The organism is Micromonospora globbae (genome assembly GCF_003610785.1).
GTDB classification, from domain to species: domain Bacteria; phylum Actinomycetota; class Actinomycetes; order Mycobacteriales; family Micromonosporaceae; genus Micromonospora; species Micromonospora globbae.
Map to the genome: position 1 here is coordinate 498569 of NZ_RAQQ01000001.1, position 19260 is coordinate 517828.

General features: G+C 73.1%; 16 protein-coding genes. 11 read left to right on the plus strand and 5 right to left on the minus strand.

Features of this window, described 5'->3' with window-relative positions:
- Nucleotides 1-244: 244 nt before the first annotated feature.
- The 3 genes from D7I43_RS34020 (at nt 245) to D7I43_RS02180 (ending at nt 3653) form a co-directional block, all read left to right on the plus strand.
- Nucleotides 245-1807 carry a serine/threonine-protein kinase gene (locus D7I43_RS34020; protein ID WP_120326711.1) on the plus strand — a complete coding sequence of 521 codons (1563 nt, stop codon included), beginning with the start codon at nt 245-247 and terminating at the stop codon, nt 1805-1807.
- 101 nt (nt 1808-1908) lie between these two features.
- Nucleotides 1909-2718 (plus strand): metal-dependent hydrolase, encoded by an 810-nt coding sequence (locus D7I43_RS02175; RefSeq protein WP_120326621.1) that lies wholly within the window; start codon nt 1909-1911, stop codon nt 2716-2718.
- Nucleotides 2715-3653 (plus strand): amidohydrolase family protein, encoded by a 939-nt coding sequence (locus D7I43_RS02180; RefSeq protein ID WP_120326622.1) that lies wholly within the window; start codon nt 2715-2717, stop codon nt 3651-3653. Before D7I43_RS02175 ends, D7I43_RS02180 begins: the two co-directional genes overlap by 4 nt.
- Nucleotides 3654-3710: 57 nt before the next feature.
- On the opposite strand, the gene D7I43_RS02185 is transcribed toward D7I43_RS02180, so the two are convergent.
- Both D7I43_RS02185 and D7I43_RS02190 read right to left on the minus strand, forming a co-directional pair.
- Entirely contained in the window at nt 3711-4511 is an 801-nt protein-coding gene (locus D7I43_RS02185) for an ABC transporter ATP-binding protein (RefSeq protein ID WP_120326712.1), read from the minus strand.
- Between the two features lie 50 nt (nt 4512-4561).
- Nucleotides 4562-5551: an ArsR/SmtB family transcription factor gene (locus D7I43_RS02190; RefSeq protein WP_120326623.1), complete on the minus strand. Its 990-nt coding sequence runs from the start codon at nt 5549-5551 to the stop codon at nt 4562-4564.
- Nucleotides 5552-5756: 205 nt separating this feature from the next.
- On the opposite strand from D7I43_RS02190, the gene D7I43_RS02195 reads away from it, so the two are divergent.
- The 7 genes from D7I43_RS02195 to D7I43_RS02225 all read left to right on the plus strand — a co-directional run bounded on the left by D7I43_RS02195 (nt 5757) and on the right by D7I43_RS02225 (nt 15146).
- Nucleotides 5757-6956 carry an MFS transporter gene (locus tag D7I43_RS02195; RefSeq protein WP_120326624.1) on the plus strand — a complete coding sequence of 400 codons (1200 nt, stop codon included), beginning with the start codon at nt 5757-5759 and terminating at the stop codon, nt 6954-6956.
- Nucleotides 6957-7159: 203 nt separating this feature from the next.
- Entirely contained in the window at nt 7160-8209 is a 1050-nt protein-coding gene (locus tag D7I43_RS02200) for a LacI family DNA-binding transcriptional regulator (protein ID WP_240032767.1), read from the plus strand.
- 79 nt (nt 8210-8288) lie between these two features.
- Nucleotides 8289-9593 carry an ABC transporter substrate-binding protein gene (locus tag D7I43_RS02205; protein WP_120326626.1) on the plus strand — a complete coding sequence of 435 codons (1305 nt, stop codon included), beginning with the start codon at nt 8289-8291 and terminating at the stop codon, nt 9591-9593.
- 64 nt (nt 9594-9657) lie between these two features.
- Nucleotides 9658-10632, plus strand: a complete 975-nt coding sequence (locus tag D7I43_RS02210; RefSeq protein ID WP_120326627.1) for a carbohydrate ABC transporter permease — start codon at nt 9658-9660, stop codon at nt 10630-10632.
- Between the two features lie 76 nt (nt 10633-10708).
- The gene (locus D7I43_RS02215; RefSeq protein WP_240032749.1) at nt 10709-11521 is read left to right on the plus strand and encodes a carbohydrate ABC transporter permease; all 813 of its coding nucleotides are present in this window, start codon (nt 10709-10711) and stop codon (nt 11519-11521) included.
- Nucleotides 11518-13749 carry an alpha-xylosidase gene (gene yicI, locus D7I43_RS02220; RefSeq protein WP_120326629.1) on the plus strand — a complete coding sequence of 744 codons (2232 nt, stop codon included), beginning with the start codon at nt 11518-11520 and terminating at the stop codon, nt 13747-13749. Before D7I43_RS02215 ends, yicI begins: the two co-directional genes overlap by 4 nt.
- A complete protein-coding gene (locus D7I43_RS02225) occupies nt 13746-15146 on the plus strand; it encodes a GH1 family beta-glucosidase (RefSeq protein ID WP_120326630.1) in 1401 nt (466 codons plus the stop codon). Before yicI ends, D7I43_RS02225 begins: the two co-directional genes overlap by 4 nt.
- A 303-nt stretch (nt 15147-15449) precedes the next feature.
- Here D7I43_RS02225 and D7I43_RS02230 read toward each other — a convergent pair whose 3' ends face one another.
- Nucleotides 15450-15914 (minus strand): DIP1984 family protein, encoded by a 465-nt coding sequence (locus tag D7I43_RS02230; RefSeq protein WP_120326713.1) that lies wholly within the window; start codon nt 15912-15914, stop codon nt 15450-15452.
- Between the two features lie 71 nt (nt 15915-15985).
- Complete coding sequence (locus D7I43_RS02235) at nt 15986-17221, minus strand: MFS transporter (protein WP_120326631.1); 1236 nt, start codon at nt 17219-17221, stop codon at nt 15986-15988.
- Nucleotides 17222-17504: 283 nt separating this feature from the next.
- Here D7I43_RS02235 and D7I43_RS02240 point away from each other — a divergent pair, with 283 nt between their 5' ends.
- Nucleotides 17505-18053: a YciI family protein gene (locus D7I43_RS02240; protein ID WP_120326632.1), complete on the plus strand. Its 549-nt coding sequence runs from the start codon at nt 17505-17507 to the stop codon at nt 18051-18053.
- A gap of 154 nt (nt 18054-18207) precedes the next feature.
- Here the strand turns inward: D7I43_RS02240 and D7I43_RS02245 are convergent, their stop codons facing one another.
- On the minus strand, nt 18208-19257 hold the full coding sequence (locus D7I43_RS02245; RefSeq protein ID WP_120326633.1) for a phosphotransferase: 1050 nt from the start codon (nt 19255-19257) through the stop codon (nt 18208-18210).
- Between the last annotated feature and the right edge of the window lie 3 nt (nt 19258-19260).

Genomic DNA, 19260 nt, shown 5'->3' on the forward strand with positions numbered 1-19260 from the left:
AACAGCCACCGGCGCTCACGTTCACCGGGTTTGTGCCCGCCTCCGTGGCCCCCACTCCGCCCGCCTCCGTGGCCCCCACTCCGCCCGCCCCCGGCGGCGCGACGAACCGCCGAACGCGCACTGATGAGGAAACGAGGGTCGGTAGCTATGGTGTAACCGGGGGTGACCGAGGGGGAACGCGAGCGTGCACCAGCTGCTGATCGCGGGCCGGTACCGGCTGGTCGACCTGGTCGGCACCGGTGGCATGGGCAGAGTCTGGCGGGCCCGCGACGAGCTGCTGCACCGCGACGTCGCGGTCAAGGAGGTCGTGCCGCCGGTCTGGCTGGGCGAGGCCGAGCGCGACGACCTGCGGCGCCGTACGCTGCGCGAGGCGCGCACCGCCGCCCGGCTGAGCCACCCCAACGTGGTGCGGATCTACGACGTGGTGCACGACCGGGACAGCCCGTGGATCGTGATGGAGTACGTCGAGTCCCGCTCGCTGCAGCAGATCCTCGCCGTCGACGGCCCGCTGAGCCCGGCCCGGACCGCCCGGATCGGGCTGGCCGTGCTCGCCGCGCTGCGCGCCGCCCACACCGCGGGAGTGCTCCACCGCGACGTGAAGCCGCACAACGTGCTGGTGGCCACGGACGGGCGGGTGGTGCTCACCGACTTCGGCCTGGCCACGTTCACCGGTGGGGACGCCGCGATGACCGGCCCCGGGATGATCCTCGGCTCGCCGCACTTCGTGGCACCCGAACGGGCGCGCGACGGGATCTCCGACCCGCGTACCGACCTGTGGTCGCTCGGCGCGACGCTCTACGCGGCCGTCGAGGGCCAGCCCCCGTACGCCCGGGACAGCGCCATGGCGACGCTCTCCGCCCTGGCCACCGACCCTCCGGACCCGATGCGCCGGGCCGGGCCGCTGCGCCCGGTCCTCACCGGTCTGTTGCAGCGCGACCCGTGGCGGCGGCTGACCGCCGTCGAGGCGGAACCGCTGCTGCGCAGGGCCGCCACGGCGACACCGGAACCGACCCGGCGGGCGGCTCCGGACCCGACCCGACCGCCAGCTCCCGGCCCGACCCGGCGGGCGGCTCCGGACCCGGCCGGGCCGGCGGCGGAACGGGCCGCGCCGGCGCGGTCCGGACCGCGAGCGCGGCGCGGCCAGCGCGTCGCGGTCGGCGTCGCGGCCGCCGCGACCGCGCTGCTGGCCGCCGTCGGCACGGGACTGGCGATGGCCGCCCGCGACCGGTCCGAGAGGGAACCGTCGGGGACGGGTGCCGGCGTCGGCCCCACCCGCCCGGCGGCCGCCTTCGCCTGTGTGGCCGCCCCGCCCGCGGCGGCCAGCCCCGTGCCGTCGGTGCCGCCGCCACCCGGTGCCCGCTTCCGGCTGGTGCCGGGCTGGACGTGGTACACGGATCCGACCGGCTTCCAGATCGCCGCGCCGATCGCCTGGCTGCACTGGACCGAGGACGCGGTCACCTGCTTCCGGGAACCGGGCGGCACCCGGGTGCTCAGCGTCGAGGCGAGCGTCGCCCGCGCCGACCCGGTGGCGTGGTGGCGGGCCGAGGAGCGGCGGCTGACCGGTGACGGGGCGCTGCCGGGCTACCGCCGGGTCGACATCTCCCCCATGGACATCTTCGACGGTGGGGCGGTCTGGGAGTGCGCCTGGCTCAACCCGGCCGGCGAGCGGGTCCACACCGCACGGCTGCTCGCGAACACCTCGGCCGACCGCGCGTACACCGTCTCATGGTTGACAAAAGAGTTCGACTGGCAGGTCAACGCGACATACTTCCCCATGATCCGGCAGAGCTTCACACCGGCGCTCTGAGTCCCTCCTCAGTGGATGTCCGGGGGTTTCCGCACCGGCGCGGGATGTGACTAGAGTGATCTCGCTCGGGCGCTCAAGATCCCTGAGGAGGGTGAGCCGACATGATGGGTCCCTCGCACGCGCTCTCCGGCGCGGCGGTGTGGCTGACCGGGTCCTGGGCGCTGGACCAGTTCGCCGACTACCATCAGTCGCCGCTCGCGCTGGCCGTGGGCACGGCGGTCTGCGCCGGCGGGGCGCTCTTCCCCGACCTCGACCTGTCCGGCAAGGTGACCCGCAACCAGGGCGGCGCCACGGTGGCGCGCACCTTCGGCGTGGTCAGCCTCTTCTTCGCCGAGGTCATGGAGAAGGTGTCGCTCGGCGTCTACTACGCCACGAAGCTGAGCCGGGATCCGAAACGGAACAACGGCCACCGCACCCTGACCCACACGATCCCCTTCACCGTGCTGGTCGGCTGGGGCACCACGGCCCTCTGCACCGCGTACGGCAAGTGGGCCGTCATCGGGATCCTCTTCTTCATGATCGGGCTCGCGCTGCGCGGCCTGTTCGACGAGTGGGCCGAGCGCGCCGGCTGGGTGGTCGTCACCCTGCTGTCGCTGGCCGCGGCCTGGTTCACCTACGCGAACCTGCCGGGCGGGCGCGGCTATCCGATGATCGGCCTGGCCGTCGGAGTGGGCTGTTTCGTGCACATCCTCGGCGACATGATCACCAGGGCCGGCGTACCGATCCTCTGGCCGATCCCCATCAAACGTCGGATGTGGACGATGGTCGGCCTGCCCAACAAGATCGCGCTGCGCACCGGCAGCAAGGCCGAGGTGGTCGTGCTCCGGGCGGTGATGACCGTCGTGGCGGTGCTCGCCGCGGCCGGGCTCGTGGCGCGTCCGGTGCTGAACCGGTTCGACATCGAGATATGACCGCCGCGCCGGCTCCGGACTCGGCCGGAGACGCGCGCGACGGGTCCCCGGGCGACGCCGCCGACGCGGGGGTGCCCGCGTTCTGGCGTGGACTCGGGCTGCCCGGGCTGGCCGACGTGCACACCCACTTCCTGCCGCCACGGTTGCTGCGCCGGGTATGGGCGTACTTCGACGCGGCCGGGCCGCTGGTCGGCACCGAGTGGCCGATCCGCTACCGGTGGAGCGACGCCGACCGGGTCGCCCACCTGCGCCGGCTCGGGGTGCGGGCGTTCACCGCGCTGGCGTACGCCCACCGGCCGGGGATGGCCGCCGACCTCAACCGGTGGACGCTGGACTTCGCGCGGACCACGCCGGAGTGCCTCCCCTCGGCCACGTTCTTCCCCGAGCCGGAGGCTCCCCGGTACGTCGCCGAGGCGCTGGACGCCGGCGCCCGCGTGTTCAAGGTGCACATCCAGGTCGGCGGGTTCGCCCCCACCGACCCGGCGCTCGATCCCGTGTGGGGGCTGCTCGCCGAGGCCGGCGTACCGGTGGTGGTGCACGCCGGGCACGCTCCCGTCGGCACGGCGCACACCGGGCCGGAACCGTTCGCGGCGCTCCTCGCCCGCCACCCGTCGCTGGCCGCGGTGGTGGCCCACCTCGGCGCCCCGGACTACCGCGCGTTCCTCGACCTCGCCGCCTCCCACCCGCACGTCCGGCTGGACACCACGATGGCGTTCACGTCGTTCTTCGACCGGTTCGTGCCGTTCCCTGCCGACGAGCTGCCCCGGTTGCGTGACCTGGGCCTCGCCGGCAAGGTGCTGCTCGGCAGCGACTTCCCGAACATCCCCTACCCGTACGCGGAGCAGCTGGCCGGGCTGGCCCGGCTCGACCTCGGCGACGACTGGCTGCGGGCGGTGTGCTGGGCCAACACCGCCACCCTGTTCGACCTGCCCTGACCCCCGGCGCCGCCTGGGCCGCGGTGCCCGCTCCGACCCGGCCGGGACACGGGTGGGTCAGGTGGTCTGGAGGTGGCGGGCGGCTCGGGCGCTCCACCTGCCGTTCTCCCGTTCGACGATGATCGGGTGCGCGAACGCCCGGGTGACGGTCTCGGTCGTCAGGGCGGCGTCGACCGGCCCGGCCGCGACGGTCCGGCCCTCCGAGACGAGGAGGGCGTGCGTCGTCGTCTCCGGAAGCTCCTCCAGGTGGTGTGTGACGAGGACGGAGGCCAACTCCGGCGCGGAGTGCGCGAGCACGTCGATCGTCTCGAGGAGCTGTTCCCGGGCGGCGACGTCGAGGCCGGTGGTGGGTTCGTCGAGGAGCAGCAGTCGCGGGTCGGCGGCGAGCGCCCGCGCGATCAGGGCGCGCCCGCGCTCGCCCTGGGACAGCGTGGGCCACGGGGCGGAGCGGCGCGCGGACAGCCCGACCTCGGCGACGAGCGCCTCCACCCGGTCCGCCTGCTCCCTGGTGGGCGCCCACCGCAGGGGCACCTCGATGGTGCCGGTGATCCCGGTGAGCACGACCTCCGTGACCGTGAGCGGTGAGCGCAGGGGGTGGCGCGGGTCGACGTGCCCGATGTGGCGTCGCAACTCCTGGAGTTCGACCCGTCCCAGCCTGCGTCCGAGCACGTCGACGGTGCCGGACGTGGGGTGGGTCCGCGCTCCGCAGAAGCCGAGGATCGTGCTCTTGCCCGCGCCGTTCGGTCCCAGGAGCGCCCAGTGCTCGCCGACCCGGACGGTCAGGTCGATGCCGTGGAGGATCTGGTTGCCGTCGCGGCGGAACGTCACGCCACGGAGGTCGAGGACCGGGTCACTCATGTCGGGCTCTCCTTCGACGTCGGCGGCCACGTGCATCCTGATCCACCGGGTCACCGCCCCGCCGACGGGTCGGCCAACTGGTCACCCAGTGGACTGCGCCGGTACAGCACGTGCCGCCCGTCGCGGGCCCGGGTGACCAGGCCCGTCGCGTGGAGGACCCGCAGGTGCTGCGAGACGGCGCTGGGCGTCACGGCGAGCCGGCGAGCGATCTCCACCGTGGGGAGCGGCTCGGCGAGGAGGTGGAGCAGCCGCGCCCGGGGCGCCCCGAGGAGCGAGGTGAGGGCGGTCGCGTCGGCGGCCGGCGCCGACGCCCAGAGCGTCGCGACCCCGCGGCAGGGGTACGCGAGCAGCGGCGGCTCGTCGCGGCCGACGGGCGGCGCCGGCTTGTGGGAGAAGATCGACGGCACCAGGAGCAGTCCCCGGCCGGCCGCTGCCACGTGGTGCCGGCCGACCATCTTGTCGATGTACAGGACCCCGTCGCGCCACCACAGGTTCGGGTGCATGTCGGCGAAGAGCAGGCGGGCGCCTCCGACGGCCAGTTGCCGGGCGCGGTAGGTCATGTCCGCCTCCAGGACGAGCCGCATGCGCGGCCAGGCCGGCTTGATCGCGGCCTCCCAGTAGCGCTGGAGGTGGTCGCAGATGGCGTCGCGGAGCGCGCACACCGCCTCGTCGTCGGCGCCGGTCACCGCACGGAGGGCGGCCGGCAGCCGCCCGCGCGGGTACGCGGCCCGCACGTCGCGGCGGACGATGTCGGGGGCGGTCCGCCGCACGACGGCCAACTCGTCCTCGAACGGCGCGGCGAACTCGGTCGGCCGGGGTGTGAGGAAGTCCGGGAGCGCACGGTCCGGCCCGACGAGGGACAGCAGCGTGTCGGCCGTCGACGCGTCGATCCGGTCGACCACCGACCGGCGCCACGGCAGGTGCAGCGCGTACAGGCCCGGCTCGCGCAACACCCGGAGACTGAGCACGGCCTCGTGGATCGGTGAGATCGCGAAGCGGGTGTCCGCGAGGTCCTCGACGCCGAGCAGGAAGCTGATCATTTAGGCACAGGCTACATCGGTTGGGGATCGCCGGCCCGTCCCGTGGACTTCGGGGCATGACCGATCACATCGACACGACCACCCGCAACGCGGGCGGGCCCCCGACGGCGATCGTCACGGGTGCGGCGCGCGGCACCGGGTTCACCACGTCGCTTCCAGGCCGGTGGACCGCCGTGGGCGTTCCTCCCGGACCGGGGGCGCACCGGTGAGCCGCCGGCTGCTGGCGCTGCTCACCCTCACCTGCGGGGTCGCCGTCGGCAACATCTACTTCCCCCAGACGATCAGCCCGCTGGTCGGCGCCGGTCTGCACGTCGACGCCGACTCGGCCGCCCTGGTGGTGACCGCTGTGCAGTTCGGCTACGCCGCCGGGATCTTCCTGCTGGTGCCGCTCGGTGACCGGCTACCGCACCGCCGGCTGGTCGTCGTCCTGCTCGGTCTCAGCGGGTTCGGCCTGCTCGCCGCGAGTGGCGCGCCCGCGCTGCCGCCACTCGTCGGGGCGAGCGCTCTCGTCGGGGTCACGACCGTGGTCGCGCCGATCATCGGCCCGATGGCGGCGGGCCTCGTCGCCGACGACCGGCGTGGCGCGGTCAGCGGCACGCTGCTGAGCGGCTCGATCGGCGGCATGCTGCTGTCCCGCACCGTGGCCGGCGCAGTCGGCGACTGGTTCGGGTGGCGGGCCCCGTACCTGATGGCAGCGGTGTCCGTGCTGCTCATCGCGGTGGTCATGGCCCGCGTCCTGCCCCGTACGCGACCGCCGTCGGGGCACCGGTACCCGGCGCTGCTCGCCGAGTCGCTGCGCGTGCTGCGTACCGAACCGGACCTGCGCCGCTCCTGCTTCTACCAGGCGATGGTGTTCGCGGGGTTCTCCGCGGTCTGGACCGCCGTCGCACTGCTCATGACCGGTCCGGCGTACGGCCTGGGCGCGCCGGCCGTGGGGACGCTCGCCCTGGTCAACGCGGGGACCATGCTGTGCACCCCGCTCGCGGGGCGCGTCGTGGACCGTCGCGGGAGCGACGCGGTGAACCTCGTGTGCCTGCTCGGGGTCGTCGCCGCGGCCGTCGTGCTGGCGCTCGCCGGTCTCGGCGGTGCGGTGGGCCTCGCGGCGCTGGTGCTGGGCACGTTGCTGCTCGACGTCGGGATGCAGTCCGGCATGGTCGCCAACCAGGTACGGAACTACGCCCTGCGCCCCGATGCGCGCAGCCGCGTCAACACCGCCTACATGACCTGCGCCTACCTCGGCGGCAGCGCGGGCTCCTGGCTCGGCGCGCGAGCGTACGACCACGTCGGGTGGCTGGGGGTGTGCGGGCTCCTGGCGCTCCTCGCGGCCCTGGCCCTCGCCCGCCACCTGACGTCGACTCCCGCCACCGGCCGCCCCCGCCCCGCGGTCGCCGCCGGGAACGGCTGATCCGAGGGTGACTGCCGATCCGGAGACGCGGCCCGACCCGGCGACGCGGACCCGTCACGCCCCGGACGTCATCACCTCGACAACACCTATTGACGTCGTCGTAACACGTGCCCTACCGTTCGTCGAAACGGTTAGTCGAAACGTTTCGACAGCCGCCTGGGAGCGGTTCCACTGCCGGCCGAGGGAGGTGTGCGGTGGCCACCATGCACGACGTCGCCCGCCTCGCCCGCGTCTCGGTCAGCACCGTCTCGTACGTGCTCACCGGCGCCCGGCCCATCTCCCAGGCCACCCGCGACAAGGTCCTCGCCGCCATGGCCGAGCTGGACTACCAGCCCAACGCGATGGCCCGGGGGCTCGCGAGCCGGCGGAGCCGAATCGTCGGTCTGCTCATGCCGATGGACGAGCGGGGCCTCGGGGCCACCGAGACCGCCTTCGTGACCGGGGCCGCCGCCGCGGCCAGCGCCGCCGGATACCACCTCGTGCTCTCTCCCGTCGGCGCCGGTGACGTCGACGACCTGCGCCGGCTCGCAAGCCAGCGCATGCTCGACGGCGCCGTGCTCATGGAGGTCCAGGTGGAGGACGGGCGGGTCGCCGCCCTCCAGGAGGCCGGCGTCCCGCTCGTGCTCATCGGGCGTACGGGCGACACCACCGGCCTGTCGTACGTCGACATCGACTTCGAGCAGACCGTCCGGGAGGCCGTCGACCACCTCGTCGGCCTCGGGCACCGCCGGATCGTCTACGTGAACCACTCGGCCGCCACCATCGCCGCCGGCTACGGGCCCGCCGTCCGCACCCGGGACGCGTTCGTGGCGGCCATGGCCGACCACGGCCTCGCACCGATCATGATCCCCGCCGAGGACAGCGCCGCCGGCGGGCGGGCGGCGCTCACCGCGGCCCTCGCGCAGGCGCCCGACCTGACGGCCGTGCTCGCCATGAACGAGAACGCCATCTTCGGCATCCTCGGCGAGCTGGCCACCCGCGGCCACGCGGTGCCCCGCGACGTCTCGGTGGTCTCGATGGTCACCTCGCCGCAGGTGGCCGAGCTGGCCCACCCGGCCCTGACCGCCATGACGTCCCCCGGCTCGGCGCTCGGCCGCATCGCCGTGGAGGCGCTGCTCCGCCACCTGGAGGGGGCCGGCGACACCCACCAGCAACTGCTCCCGTGCGCGCTGGAGGTCCGGGGCTCGACCGGCCCGGCCGCCGGGGCGCGCGACCGCACCGACCCGGCCGGCTCCGGCCCGCCGGTCACGTGAACGCAACGGCCCGCCGCCGCGCTGCCACGCGACGACGGGCCAGGTAAGTACCGGCTCGATACTCACCAGGAGGATAGCAATGGGGCGAATCCGCAGGCTGGTCGCCGCTGTCGCGCTGGCCGCGACCGCGACGACCACGATCGCCGCGTGCGGCGGCGACGAGGGCGGCGACGGTAGCGACGCCAAGACCCTCAAGCTCTGGCACTACGAGAGCGCGAACAGCGCCATGGGTGTCGCCTGGGACCGGGCGATCCAGATCTTCAAGGACGAGCACCCGGGCGTCGAGGTGCAGTTCGAGCGCAAGGCGTTCGAGCAGATCCAGCAGAACGCCGGCATGATCATCAACTCGTCCGAGGGCCCGGACATCATGGAGTACAACAAGGGCAACGCCACCGCCGGCCTGCTCTCCTCCCAGGGCCTGCTCACCGACCTCACCGACGAGGCCGAGAAGCGCGGCTGGGGCGACAAGCTCAGCCCCAGCCTCCAGACCACCGCCCGGTACGACGACAAGGGCGTCATGGGCTCGGGCAACTGGTACGGCGTGCCGAACTACGGCGAGTTCGTGATGGTCTACTACAACAAGGACCTCTTCGACAAGTACGGCGTCACCGTCCCGACGACGCTCGACGAGATGACCCGGGCCATGGACACCTTCGTCAGCAAGGGCGTCACCCCGCTGGCGGAGGCGGGCGCCGAGTACCCGGCCGGGCAGCTCTTCTACCAGCTCGCGCTGTCGAAGGCCGACCGCGCGTTCGTCGACGACTACCAGCTCTACAAGAACCCGGTGGACTTCAAGGCCGACCCGCTGAAGTACGGCGCGGAGACCTTCGCCGACTGGGTGCGCAAGGGCTACGTCGCCAAGGACGCCGCCAGCCTGAAGGCCGAGGACATGGGCACCGCCTTCATCTCCGGCAAGGCCCCGATGATCGTCTCCGGCAGCTGGTGGTACGGCCGCTTCAAGGACGAGATCAGGTTCAACTGGGACTCGTTCCTGTTCCCGGGCAACAAGCTCCACGCCGGCTCGTCGGGCAACCTCTGGGTGGTCCCCGCCAACAGCAAGGCCAAGAGCCTCGCGTACGACTTCATCGACATCACCCTGCGCCCGGAGGTCCAGGCGCTGATCGGCAACAACGGCGGCGTCCCGGTGGCCGCGGACGCGTCGCAGATCAGCGACCCGAAGGACAAGAAGCTCATCGAGAACTTCAACACCGTCAGCCAGCAGGACGGCCTGGCCTTCTACCCGGACTGGCCGGTGCCCGGCTACTACGACGTGCTGGTCTCCGGGTTCCAGGGCCTGATCAACGGGTCCAGGACGCCCGACCAGGTGCTCGACGCGATCGCCAAGCCGTACGCCGACGGCGTCAAGGAGATCACCGGCAAGTGACACGGCCCAGGGTGGACGCGTCCGGTCCCCGCCGGCGCGTCCACCCCGCCGGGAAGGATCTCCCATGGCACTCCCCGAGACCGTGGCCGGCCCGCGACGGCCCGCCACGCCACCCGAGACAGCCGTCACCCGCCGTCCGCGCCGCCGCGGCGGCCGGGCCGGGTACTGGCTCTACCTGCTGCCCGGCGCCGTGCTGTTCGTGCTCGTCATCGGCGCACCGCTCATGGGCACCGTCTACTTCTCACTGACGAAGTGGTCCGGCGTCGGCGACCCCACCTTCATCGGGCTGGACAACTACCGGCACCTCCTCGAGGACGAGGTGTTCTGGACGTCGTTCCGGAACACGCTCGCCATGATCGTCGCGATGGTCGTGGTGCCGACCCTCGTGGGCCTGGTGCTCGCCGCCGTGCTCTTCGACGTCATCGGGCGGAGGTTCCGGCCGCGGACCGCCGCCGCACTGCGCGCGGCGTTCTACCTGCCGCAGGTGCTGCCGGTCGTGGTGGCCGGCATCGTCTGGGGCTGGATCCTGCGGCCGGACGGCGCGTTCAACGGCCTGCTGGACGCGGTCGGCCTCGGCGCGCTGCGCCACGACTGGCTGGGCGACCCGAAGACCGCCCTGCCCAGCGTCATGGCGGTGATGATCTGGGTCCAGATCGGTTACCCGGTGGTCGTCTTCATGGCGGCCCTGCAACGCGTCGACCCGGAACTGTACGAGGCGGCCGAGGTCGACGGGGCCGGCTGGTTCCACCGGTTCCGGGCCATCACCCTGGCCCAGATCCGGCCGGAGACCTTCGTGGTGGCCCTGACCTGCACGATCGCCGCGTTGAAGGTGTTCGGCCCGGTGTTCGCGCTCACCCGCGGCGGGCCCGAGAACGCCACCAACGTGCCGTCGTACTTCGCCTACTACACGTTCTTCAAGAAGCTCCAGGTCGGCTACGGCTCCGCGATCTCCACGGTGCTCACCCTGATCATCATCGTGGTGGCCGTGGTCTTCATCTGGATGCAGAACCGCAGCGAGCGCCAGGACCGGGGGGTCTGACATGGCCGTCACGCTCACTCCGGCCGGCAGCACGGCGCGCCGGCCACGGCCGGCCCGCGACCGCCACCACCGCGGCGTGAGCCGCTGGGTCGTCCTCGCCCTGGTCACCCTCGGCGCGCTCGTCATGCTCGTGCCGTTCGCGTTCATGCTGCTCAACGCGTTCAAGTCACCCGGGGACTACTCGACGGGCGGGCCGCTGAGCTGGCCGTCGGAGTTCTACACGAAGGGCCTGCGGACGTACTGGAGCGAGGTCGACTTCCCGCTGAAGCTCTGGAACTCGACGCTCATCGCCGGCTCCGTCGCCGTGCTCGGCGTCGTCGTGTCGCTGCTCAACGCGTACGCCCTGGGCATCGGCCGGGTCCGCGGCCGGCTCTGGATCGTCGGGCTCTTCCTGCTGGCGAACATGCTGCCGCAGGAGGCGCTCATCTACCCGCTCTACGACGCCGCCAAGCAGGTCGGCCTCTACAACACGCGCCTCGCGGTGATCATCATCTTCACCGTCATCCAGAGCGCGTTCGGCACCTACCTGCTCGCGTCGGTGCTCAGCACGTTCCCGCGTTCGCTGCTGGAGGCGGCGGCGCTGGACGGCGCGAGCCGGTGGACGGTCCTGTGGCGGGTCGTCTTCCCGAACCTGCGGCCCACCCTCGCGGTGCTGCTCATCTTCTTCTTCATCTGGACCTGGAACGAGTTCCTCATCCCGCTGGTCATGCTGATCGACAACAGCACGCAGACCATTCCGGTCGCGCTGGCGTCGCTGCAGGGCGACCGGCTGATGGACGCCCCCACCACGAACGCGGGCTCGCTCATCAGCCTCGTCCCGGCCATCCTCTTCTTCCTCATCTTCCAGCGCACCCTCGCGCGCGGCATCACGGCAGGAGCCGAGAAGTGAAGTTCACCGACGGGTACTGGCAACTGCGACCGGGGGTCACCGTGCTGCGCCCCGGCACGGTCGAGTCGGTCGAGCCGGACGAGCGCGGTCTCACCGTCCACGCCCCCACGGGCCGGCTCACCGGTCGGGGCGACACCCTCAACCGCCCGGTCGTCACGGTGCGCTTCTTCTCCCCCGCCGACGGCGTCGTCGGCGTCACGATCGCCCACCACCTCGGCGGGGTGCGCAAGGGCCCCACGTTCGACCTGGCCACCTCCGACGACCACCCCGTCACCGTCGACGTCACCGGCCTCAGCGCCTCACTGACCACCGGCGAACTGACCGCCCGGGTCTCGCTGATCGACGGGTGGCGGGTGGACTTCCTGCACGGCGACCGCGTCCTCACCTCGTCCACCGAACGCAGCATCGGAGTCGTCACCGACGCCGACGGCCGGGCGTACGTGCACGAACGGCTGGCGCTCGGCGTCGGCGAGACGGTCTACGGCCTGGGCGAGCGGTTCGGCGCGTTCGTGAAGAACGGCCAGACCGTCGACATCTGGAACGCCGACGGCGGCACCGCCAGCGAGCAGGCCTACAAGAACGTGCCGTTCTACCTGAGCAACCGGGGCTACGGCGTGTTCGTCGACCACCCGGAGCACGTCTCGTTCGAGGTGGGCTCCGAGGTGGTGTCGCAGACCCAGTTCAGCGTCGAGGGGCAGACGCTCACCTACTACCTCGTCGACGGGCCCACCCCGAAGGACGTGCTGCGCCGCTACACGGCGCTGACCGGCCGGCCCGCCCGCGTGCCGGCCTGGTCGTACGGGCTCTGGCTGTCGACGTCGTTCACCACCTCGTACGACGAGAAGACGGTCACCGAGTTCATCGACGGGATGGCCGAGCGGGACCTGCCGCTGTCGGTGTTCCACTTCGACTGCTTCTGGATGCGGCAGTTCCACTGGGTCGACTTCGTGTGGGACCCGGCGACCTTCCCCGACCCGGAGGGGATGCTGCGACGCCTGCACGAGCGCGGCCTCAAGGTGTGCGTCTGGATCAACCCGTACGTCGCCCAGCGGTCGTACCTGTTCGAGGAGGGCCGCCGCCACGGCTACCTGGTGCGCAGGCCCGACGGGTCGGTCTGGCAGTGGGACAAGTGGCAGGCCGGCATGGCGCTCGTGGACTTCACCAACCCGGACGCCGTCGCCTGGTACACGGGCAAGCTCAAGGCGCTGCTGGACATGGGCGTCGACTGCTTCAAGACCGACTTCGGCGAGCGCATCCCCACCGACGTGGTCTGGCACGACGGCTCGGACCCGCAGCGGATGCACAACTACTACGCCCACCTCTACAACCGGGCCGTCTTCGAACTGCTGGAGGCCGAACGCGGCACGGGCGAGGCCGTGGTCTTCGCGCGGTCGGCCACCGCCGGCGGCCAGCAGTTCCCCGTGCACTGGGGCGGCGACTGCGAGTCGACGTTCAGCGCGATGGCGGAGTCGCTGCGCGGCGGACTGTCGCTGGCCGCCTCCGGCTTCGGCTACTGGAGCCACGACATCGGCGGCTTCGAGGGCACCCCGGACCCGGCCGTGTTCAAGCGGTGGATCGCCTTCGGGCTGCTCTCGTCGCACTCCCGGCTGCACGGCTCCGGCTCCTACCGGGTGCCGTGGGCGTTCGACGACGAAGCGGTCGACGTGCTGCGCCACTTCACCCGGCTCAAGCTGCGCCTCATGCCGTACCTCGCCGCGGTCGCCGAGGAGGCGCACCGCGACGGCGTGCCGATGATGCGTCCCATGCTGCTGGAGTTCCCGGACGACCCGGCCACGGCGTACCTGGACCGGCAGTACATGCTCGGCCCCGACGTGCTGGTGGCGCCCGTGATGAGCGCCGACGGCGAGGTGACCTTCTACGTGCCGGCCGGCACCTGGACCCACCTGGTGACCGGCGCGCAGCTCACCGGACCGGGCTGGGTGACCGAGAAGCACGAGTTCGACAGCCTGCCGGTGCTGGCCCGCCCCGGCGCGGTCATCCCGTTCGGCGACCGCGACGACCGGCCCGACTACGAGTGGGCCGACGGTGTGCGGCTGCGGCTGTACGCGCCGGCGGAGGGCCAGCGCACCCGGGTCCGCGTACCGTCGCCGGGGGGCGGGCCGGGCGCCGAGTTCGAGGTGCGGTTCGACGGTGGCACGGCCACCGCCGAGCTGGTGTCGGGAGTGTCGGCGGGACACCGCTGCGAGGTCCAGGGGGTACGACAGTGACCGAACACGTCTTTCCGGAGAGCTTCGTCTGGGGGTCGGCCACGGCCGCCTACCAGATCGAGGGCGCGGCCACCGAGGACGGCCGGGGGCCGTCCATCTGGGACACCTACAGCCACACACCCGGCCGGACGCTCAACGGCGACACCGGTGACGTGGCCGCCGACCACTACCACCGCTGGCAGGAGGACCTCGGGCACGTCGCGGCCCTGGGCCTCGGCGCGTACCGGTTCTCGATCTCCTGGCCGCGGGTGCAGCCGGGCGGCTCCGGGCCGTTCAACCGGGCCGGCCTCGACTTCTACTCCCGTCTCGTGGACGGCCTGCTGGAACGCGGCGTACGACCGGTGGCCACCCTGTACCACTGGGACCTGCCGCAGGAGCGGGAGGACGCCGGCGGCTGGCCGTCGCGGGACACGGCGCTGCGCTTCCAGGAGTACGCCGCCGGCGTCGTCGAGGCGCTCGGCGACCGCGTGCACACGTGGACCACGCTCAACGAGCCGTGGTGCTCGGCGTACCTCGGCTACGCCTCCGGCGTGCACGCGCCGGGGCGTACCGAACCGGCCGCCGCGCTGGCCGCCGTCCACCACCTGAACCTCGCCCACGGCCTGGCCGGCCGCGTGGTGCGGGAGCTGGCGCCGGCCGCCGAGCTGTCGGTGACGCTGAACCTGCACGTCGTCCGGGCCGCGTCCGACTCGGCCGCCGACCGGGACGCGGTGCGGCGGATCGACGCGCTGGCGAACCGCGCGTTCCTGGGCCCGATGCTCGACGGCGCCTACCCCGCCGACCTGCTCGCCGACACCGCGGCCGTCACCGACTGGTCGTTCGTCCGCGACGGGGACGAGAAGCTCATCGCGGTGCCGCTGGACGTGCTCGGCGTCAACTACTACTCCAGCACCCTGGTCCGCGCCTGGGACGGGGTGTCCCCCCGCTCGGACGCGGACGGGCACGGGAAGTCCGACGCCAGCCCCTGGGTCGCGGCCGAGGACGTCGACTTCCTGCCGCAGCCCGGCCCGCACACCGCCATGGGCTGGAACATCGACCCCGAGGCGTTCACCGAGCTGCTGCTGCGCCTGCACCGCGAGTACCCGGCCCAGCCGCTGATGATCACCGAGAACGGCGCCGCCTTCGACGACGTGGTCTCGGCCGACGGGACGATCCAGGACGACCGCCGCGTCGACTACCTGCGCCGGCACATCGCCGCGGTGGCCGAGGCCCGGGCGCGGGGGGCCGACGTGCGCGGCTACTTCGTCTGGTCGCTGCTGGACAACTTCGAGTGGGGCTACGGCTACGACCGCCGGTTCGGCATCATCCGGGTCGACTACGACACGCAGGTGCGCACGTGGAAGCAGAGCGCGCACTGGTACAGGCGGCTCGCCGCCACCGGCCGCCTCGACGCCTGACCGCCGGCGCCGGCGCTCGGTCTTCGCCGAGCGCCGGCGCCGGAGGCCGTCCGCCGAGCTTCGAAGCCCGTTCGATGTGGGTGCGGAGGTCCCCTGTCCCGCCCTCGCCGTCGTGGATCTGCGCCCGGTCGTGTGCCGTGCCCTGTGCGCCGTCACCTGTGTGCCGTGCTGGGCGTGCGTCGTGTGTCGGGGAGTCGAACTCCTGCGCCTGCCCCCGGCGCGCCAGGAGTGAGCCGGACTTCACCCGCCGGCTCTCGGGTTCGCGCACGCCTCCACGTCGGTTACCTGCTCCGCACCCTGCCCTCAGTCCAGCAGGTCGACCTCCCAGTTCGTCCGCTGGATGAGAGTGTCCACCTCTCGGAGCTGCCGGGCGAGGTCGTCGGCCTGCCGGCGCAGCTCGGCCACCGGCAGCGCCGGGATCATCTTCAACTCGGAACGCAGCTGTCGGAAGCCGCGCTGACCCTCACCCGCGGCGGCGTCCGCGGCGGACGTGACCAGGGCGTGCCGCAGGCGCAGGACGTCGCGCCGGGCGAGCGCGTCGGTGAGGCTCCCACCGTCGACCGAGGTGGCGGCGTTGGTCCGGTTGATCCGCCGGATCAGCTCCTCCAACTCACCGAACACCTCCCCCGCCTCGGCGAGCAGGGATGCCGGGTCCTCGGCCGGGGCCTCACCTTCCTGGTAACGCGCGCTGGCGACGACGCGGGTACGGAGTTGCGCGACACGACGCGCCGCATCCGCGCGCAGCGCAAGAGCCTCAGCAAGCTTCACGCCGACCAGTATGCGTACGAAAATGAGCGACCGCCTCCCGTTTGTCGGGCCGTCGTCGACCGACAGCGCCGTCAGGCGGCGGCCGCCCGCAACGGACGCCACGCGAGGACGGTGACCGCCGCCATCACCACGGCGGCGCCCCAGAACGGAGTGGTGATCGCCCAGGCGCCGGCGACCAGACCGCCGAGCAGCGCGCCCAGCGCCGCACCGCCGAGGTCCAGCAGCCCGAAGACGCTGCCGACCCGGCCGCGCAGACCTTCGGGCACCACCCGCTGCCGCACGGACGCGACGGTGACGCCCCAGACCATGCCGTGGACGCTGAACACGACCAGCACGGCGGCGGCCACCCAGGGCGTGGTGGTGATCGCGAGCGCCACGTGCGTCACGGCCTCGATGGCCAGGCCGGCACGGAGGACGGCGACGGCACCGAGCGCTCGGGTGAGCCGGGCGGCGACCGTCGTACCGACCAGGCCACCGACCGCGAACGCCGTCAGCAGGAAGCCGTAGCCGACGTCGGACAGCCCCAGGCGCTGCCGGCAGTACAGGACGAACACCGCGAACGCGGCGCCGAACGCCACGTTCCCGGCGCCCATGCTGACGGCGAGGGTCCGCAGTAACCGGTGGCGCCACAGCCACCGCACACCGGCGACGATCTCGGCGCGCAGCGAGGCCCGCGGCTGAGGCGCCCGGGCAGAGCCGGTCGGCCCCAGGCCCGGTTGCTCCCCGGCGACCGGCCGGATGCCCGCCACCAGGGCCGCCGCCACGGCGAAGGTGAACGCGTCGAACCCGAACGGCGCGGCGGCGGAGACGACGAACAGCCAGGCGCCGAGCGGCTTGGCCACGAACTGGTTGCCGATGGTGAAGGCCGCGTAGAGCCGGGCGTTGGCGTGGGGCAGGTGCTCGGGGGCGACCACCGACGGGAGAAGGGCGCCGGTGGCGGTGTCCGCGAGGGTCTCGCCGACACCGAGGACGAACAGCACCGCGTAGATGACGACGAGGCCGACGGTCCCGGTCGCGACGCCGGCGGCCAGTCCGGCCAGGGCGACGGCGCGTACCAGGTTGACCGTCACGACCAGCCGGCGCCGGTCGAGCCGGTCGACGTACGCACCGCTGACCAGGGCGAACAGCAGCCAGGGCAGCTGCTGGGCGACGACCGCGCCGGCGATGTGCGCGGGGTCGTCGCTGACGGAGGCGACCAGCAGCGGTGCGGCGGCCAGCGTGACGCCGTCGCCGACGTTCGACACCGCCGCGGCGGTCCAGAGTCTGGTGAAGTCCGCGCCCAGACGCGCGGATGCAAGGGCACGCAAGAGAGCTCCTCGAGCCGGGAAGAGGGGGAACGGTCGTCGTGGGACCGCTCCGCGCGGCGAGGAGCACCACTGGGCCGGCGGTCGGCGCCGGCGGACGATCAGTGGGCGGTGCGCACTCGCGGCGGAGCGGGGACCGTGACCATGTCGAGGCGCATCTCAGCTCCCAACTGTCGATCAACGTTGCGGGCAGGATAGCCGGGCCGCCCCCGGACCTCGACCGATTACGGCCGGGCGCGTGCGACCCGGTACGCATCGGCCGCCGTCACCGGCCGAGACTGGGGGCGTGGAGTTCCTGTGCTACCACCGCGACCGTCCCGGCTCGGCGGCGTTGCGGGACGAGTTGGTCGAGGAGCACTGGTCCTACATGGACCGGTACGCGGCGGGGATGATCGCCCGCGGGCCGACCCTGGCCGACGACGGCACGGCCACCGGCAGTCTGCACATCCTCGACCTGCCCGATCCGGCCGCCGCCCGCGCGTTCGCCTTCGATGAGCCCAACCACCAGGCCGGCGTGTACCGCGACGTGCTGCTGCGCCGGTGGCGCAACGCACTCGGACGCACGATGTGGGACTTCCCCGGTGGCCGGGACGGCGGCAACCGGTACCTGGTGCTGGGCCTCGGCGCCGGGCCGGCCGCCGACCTCGCCGTCCCGCCCCACCGGGACGAGCTGATCGCGTACGGGCCGCTGCTGTCCGACGACGGCGCCACCTGGCTCGGTACGGCGGCGCTGGTCCGGGCCGCGGACCCGGAGGCGGCCCGCGCCGTCCTGACCGCCGACCGGTACGCCGACGTCGAGGTGCACACCTGGCGGTTCGGCGGGCGACCGTCCTGACCCGCGGCGTCACCGGTCACGAGTCCGGCGGTCGCGTGTCGCGCCGGTCGATGCCGTCGGCGACCGCCCGGACGGCGGTGACCGCGTCGGCGGCGTCGTGCGCCCGCCATCGTGGGGCCTCCACCGACCTGAGGGTCGACCCGCGCCGGTCGGCTCAGGCGAGCGCCTCGGCGGCCCAGTCCACGAGCAGCTCCAGCACCGGGCGGCGGCCCGCCATGATCTCGGCCTCGTCGCGCCGGTCGTACGTCTGCCCGGTCGGCCCGCCGAGCCGGGTGAGCATCAGCGGGGCCAGCCACACGTACTTGGCGGCGCCGGTGAGCCGCACCGCCCGGACGACCGTGGCCGCGTCGACCGACCCGCGCAGCCCGGCCCGGTAGCCGTCGAGCACGACCTGCGCGACCTCGTCGAGCAGCGCCACGTCGACGAGCCCGTCGAGGAACGTGTCCAGCACCAGGTTGGCCGCGTCCTCGCCGACCGGGCCGGGACCGACGCCGGACCAGTCGAGCAGCACGGGCCCGGCAGCGGTGAACACGAGGTTCATCGGCCAGCAGTCGTGGTGGCACAGGGTCCGGGGCAGCGCGTCGGTGGCGGCCACGACCTCGTGCCGGCGTTCCCACAGCTCGCGCAGCCCGGCCCGCAGCGAATGCGGCCAGGCGGCCACCGCGACCGGATGGTCCCACGGCACCGGGCCGGGCACCGGCCGGCTGAGCGTGTAGTCGCGCAACCAGTCGCGGGCCAGCCACTCCGGCGTCCGCGATCCGGCCGGCCAGTTCCAGGTCGACGGGCCGCCGAGCCACCGGGCGTGGCCGGCGCCGAGGTGGTGCGCCACGTCGCCGAGGTCGGCGGGTGTGCAGGCGATGCCGGGCCGGCCGGTCACCTCGGCCAACCAGAGCGCCACCGTGCCGTCCGGCCGGTCGTCGACGGCCAGGGGTTCCGGGCCGGGCAGTCCGGCGTACGCCGTGGCGGCCAGGCCGCTGGCGTACGCCTCGACCTCCCGCCGCCAGTAGTTCCAGTGCCCCGGGTCCTCGCTGGCCGCCCAGTGGATCGGCCCGGGGCGACCGGGCGGGGCGAGCAGCTTGAGCACGGCGGGACGGCCGTCGCGGCGGGTACGCCAGATGCCGCCGGTCACCCCGTTGAGCGTGTTGTGGGTCAGCGTCTCGGCGGGCACACCGGCGGGCACCAGGTCGACCGGGGGGCGGGGCACCGG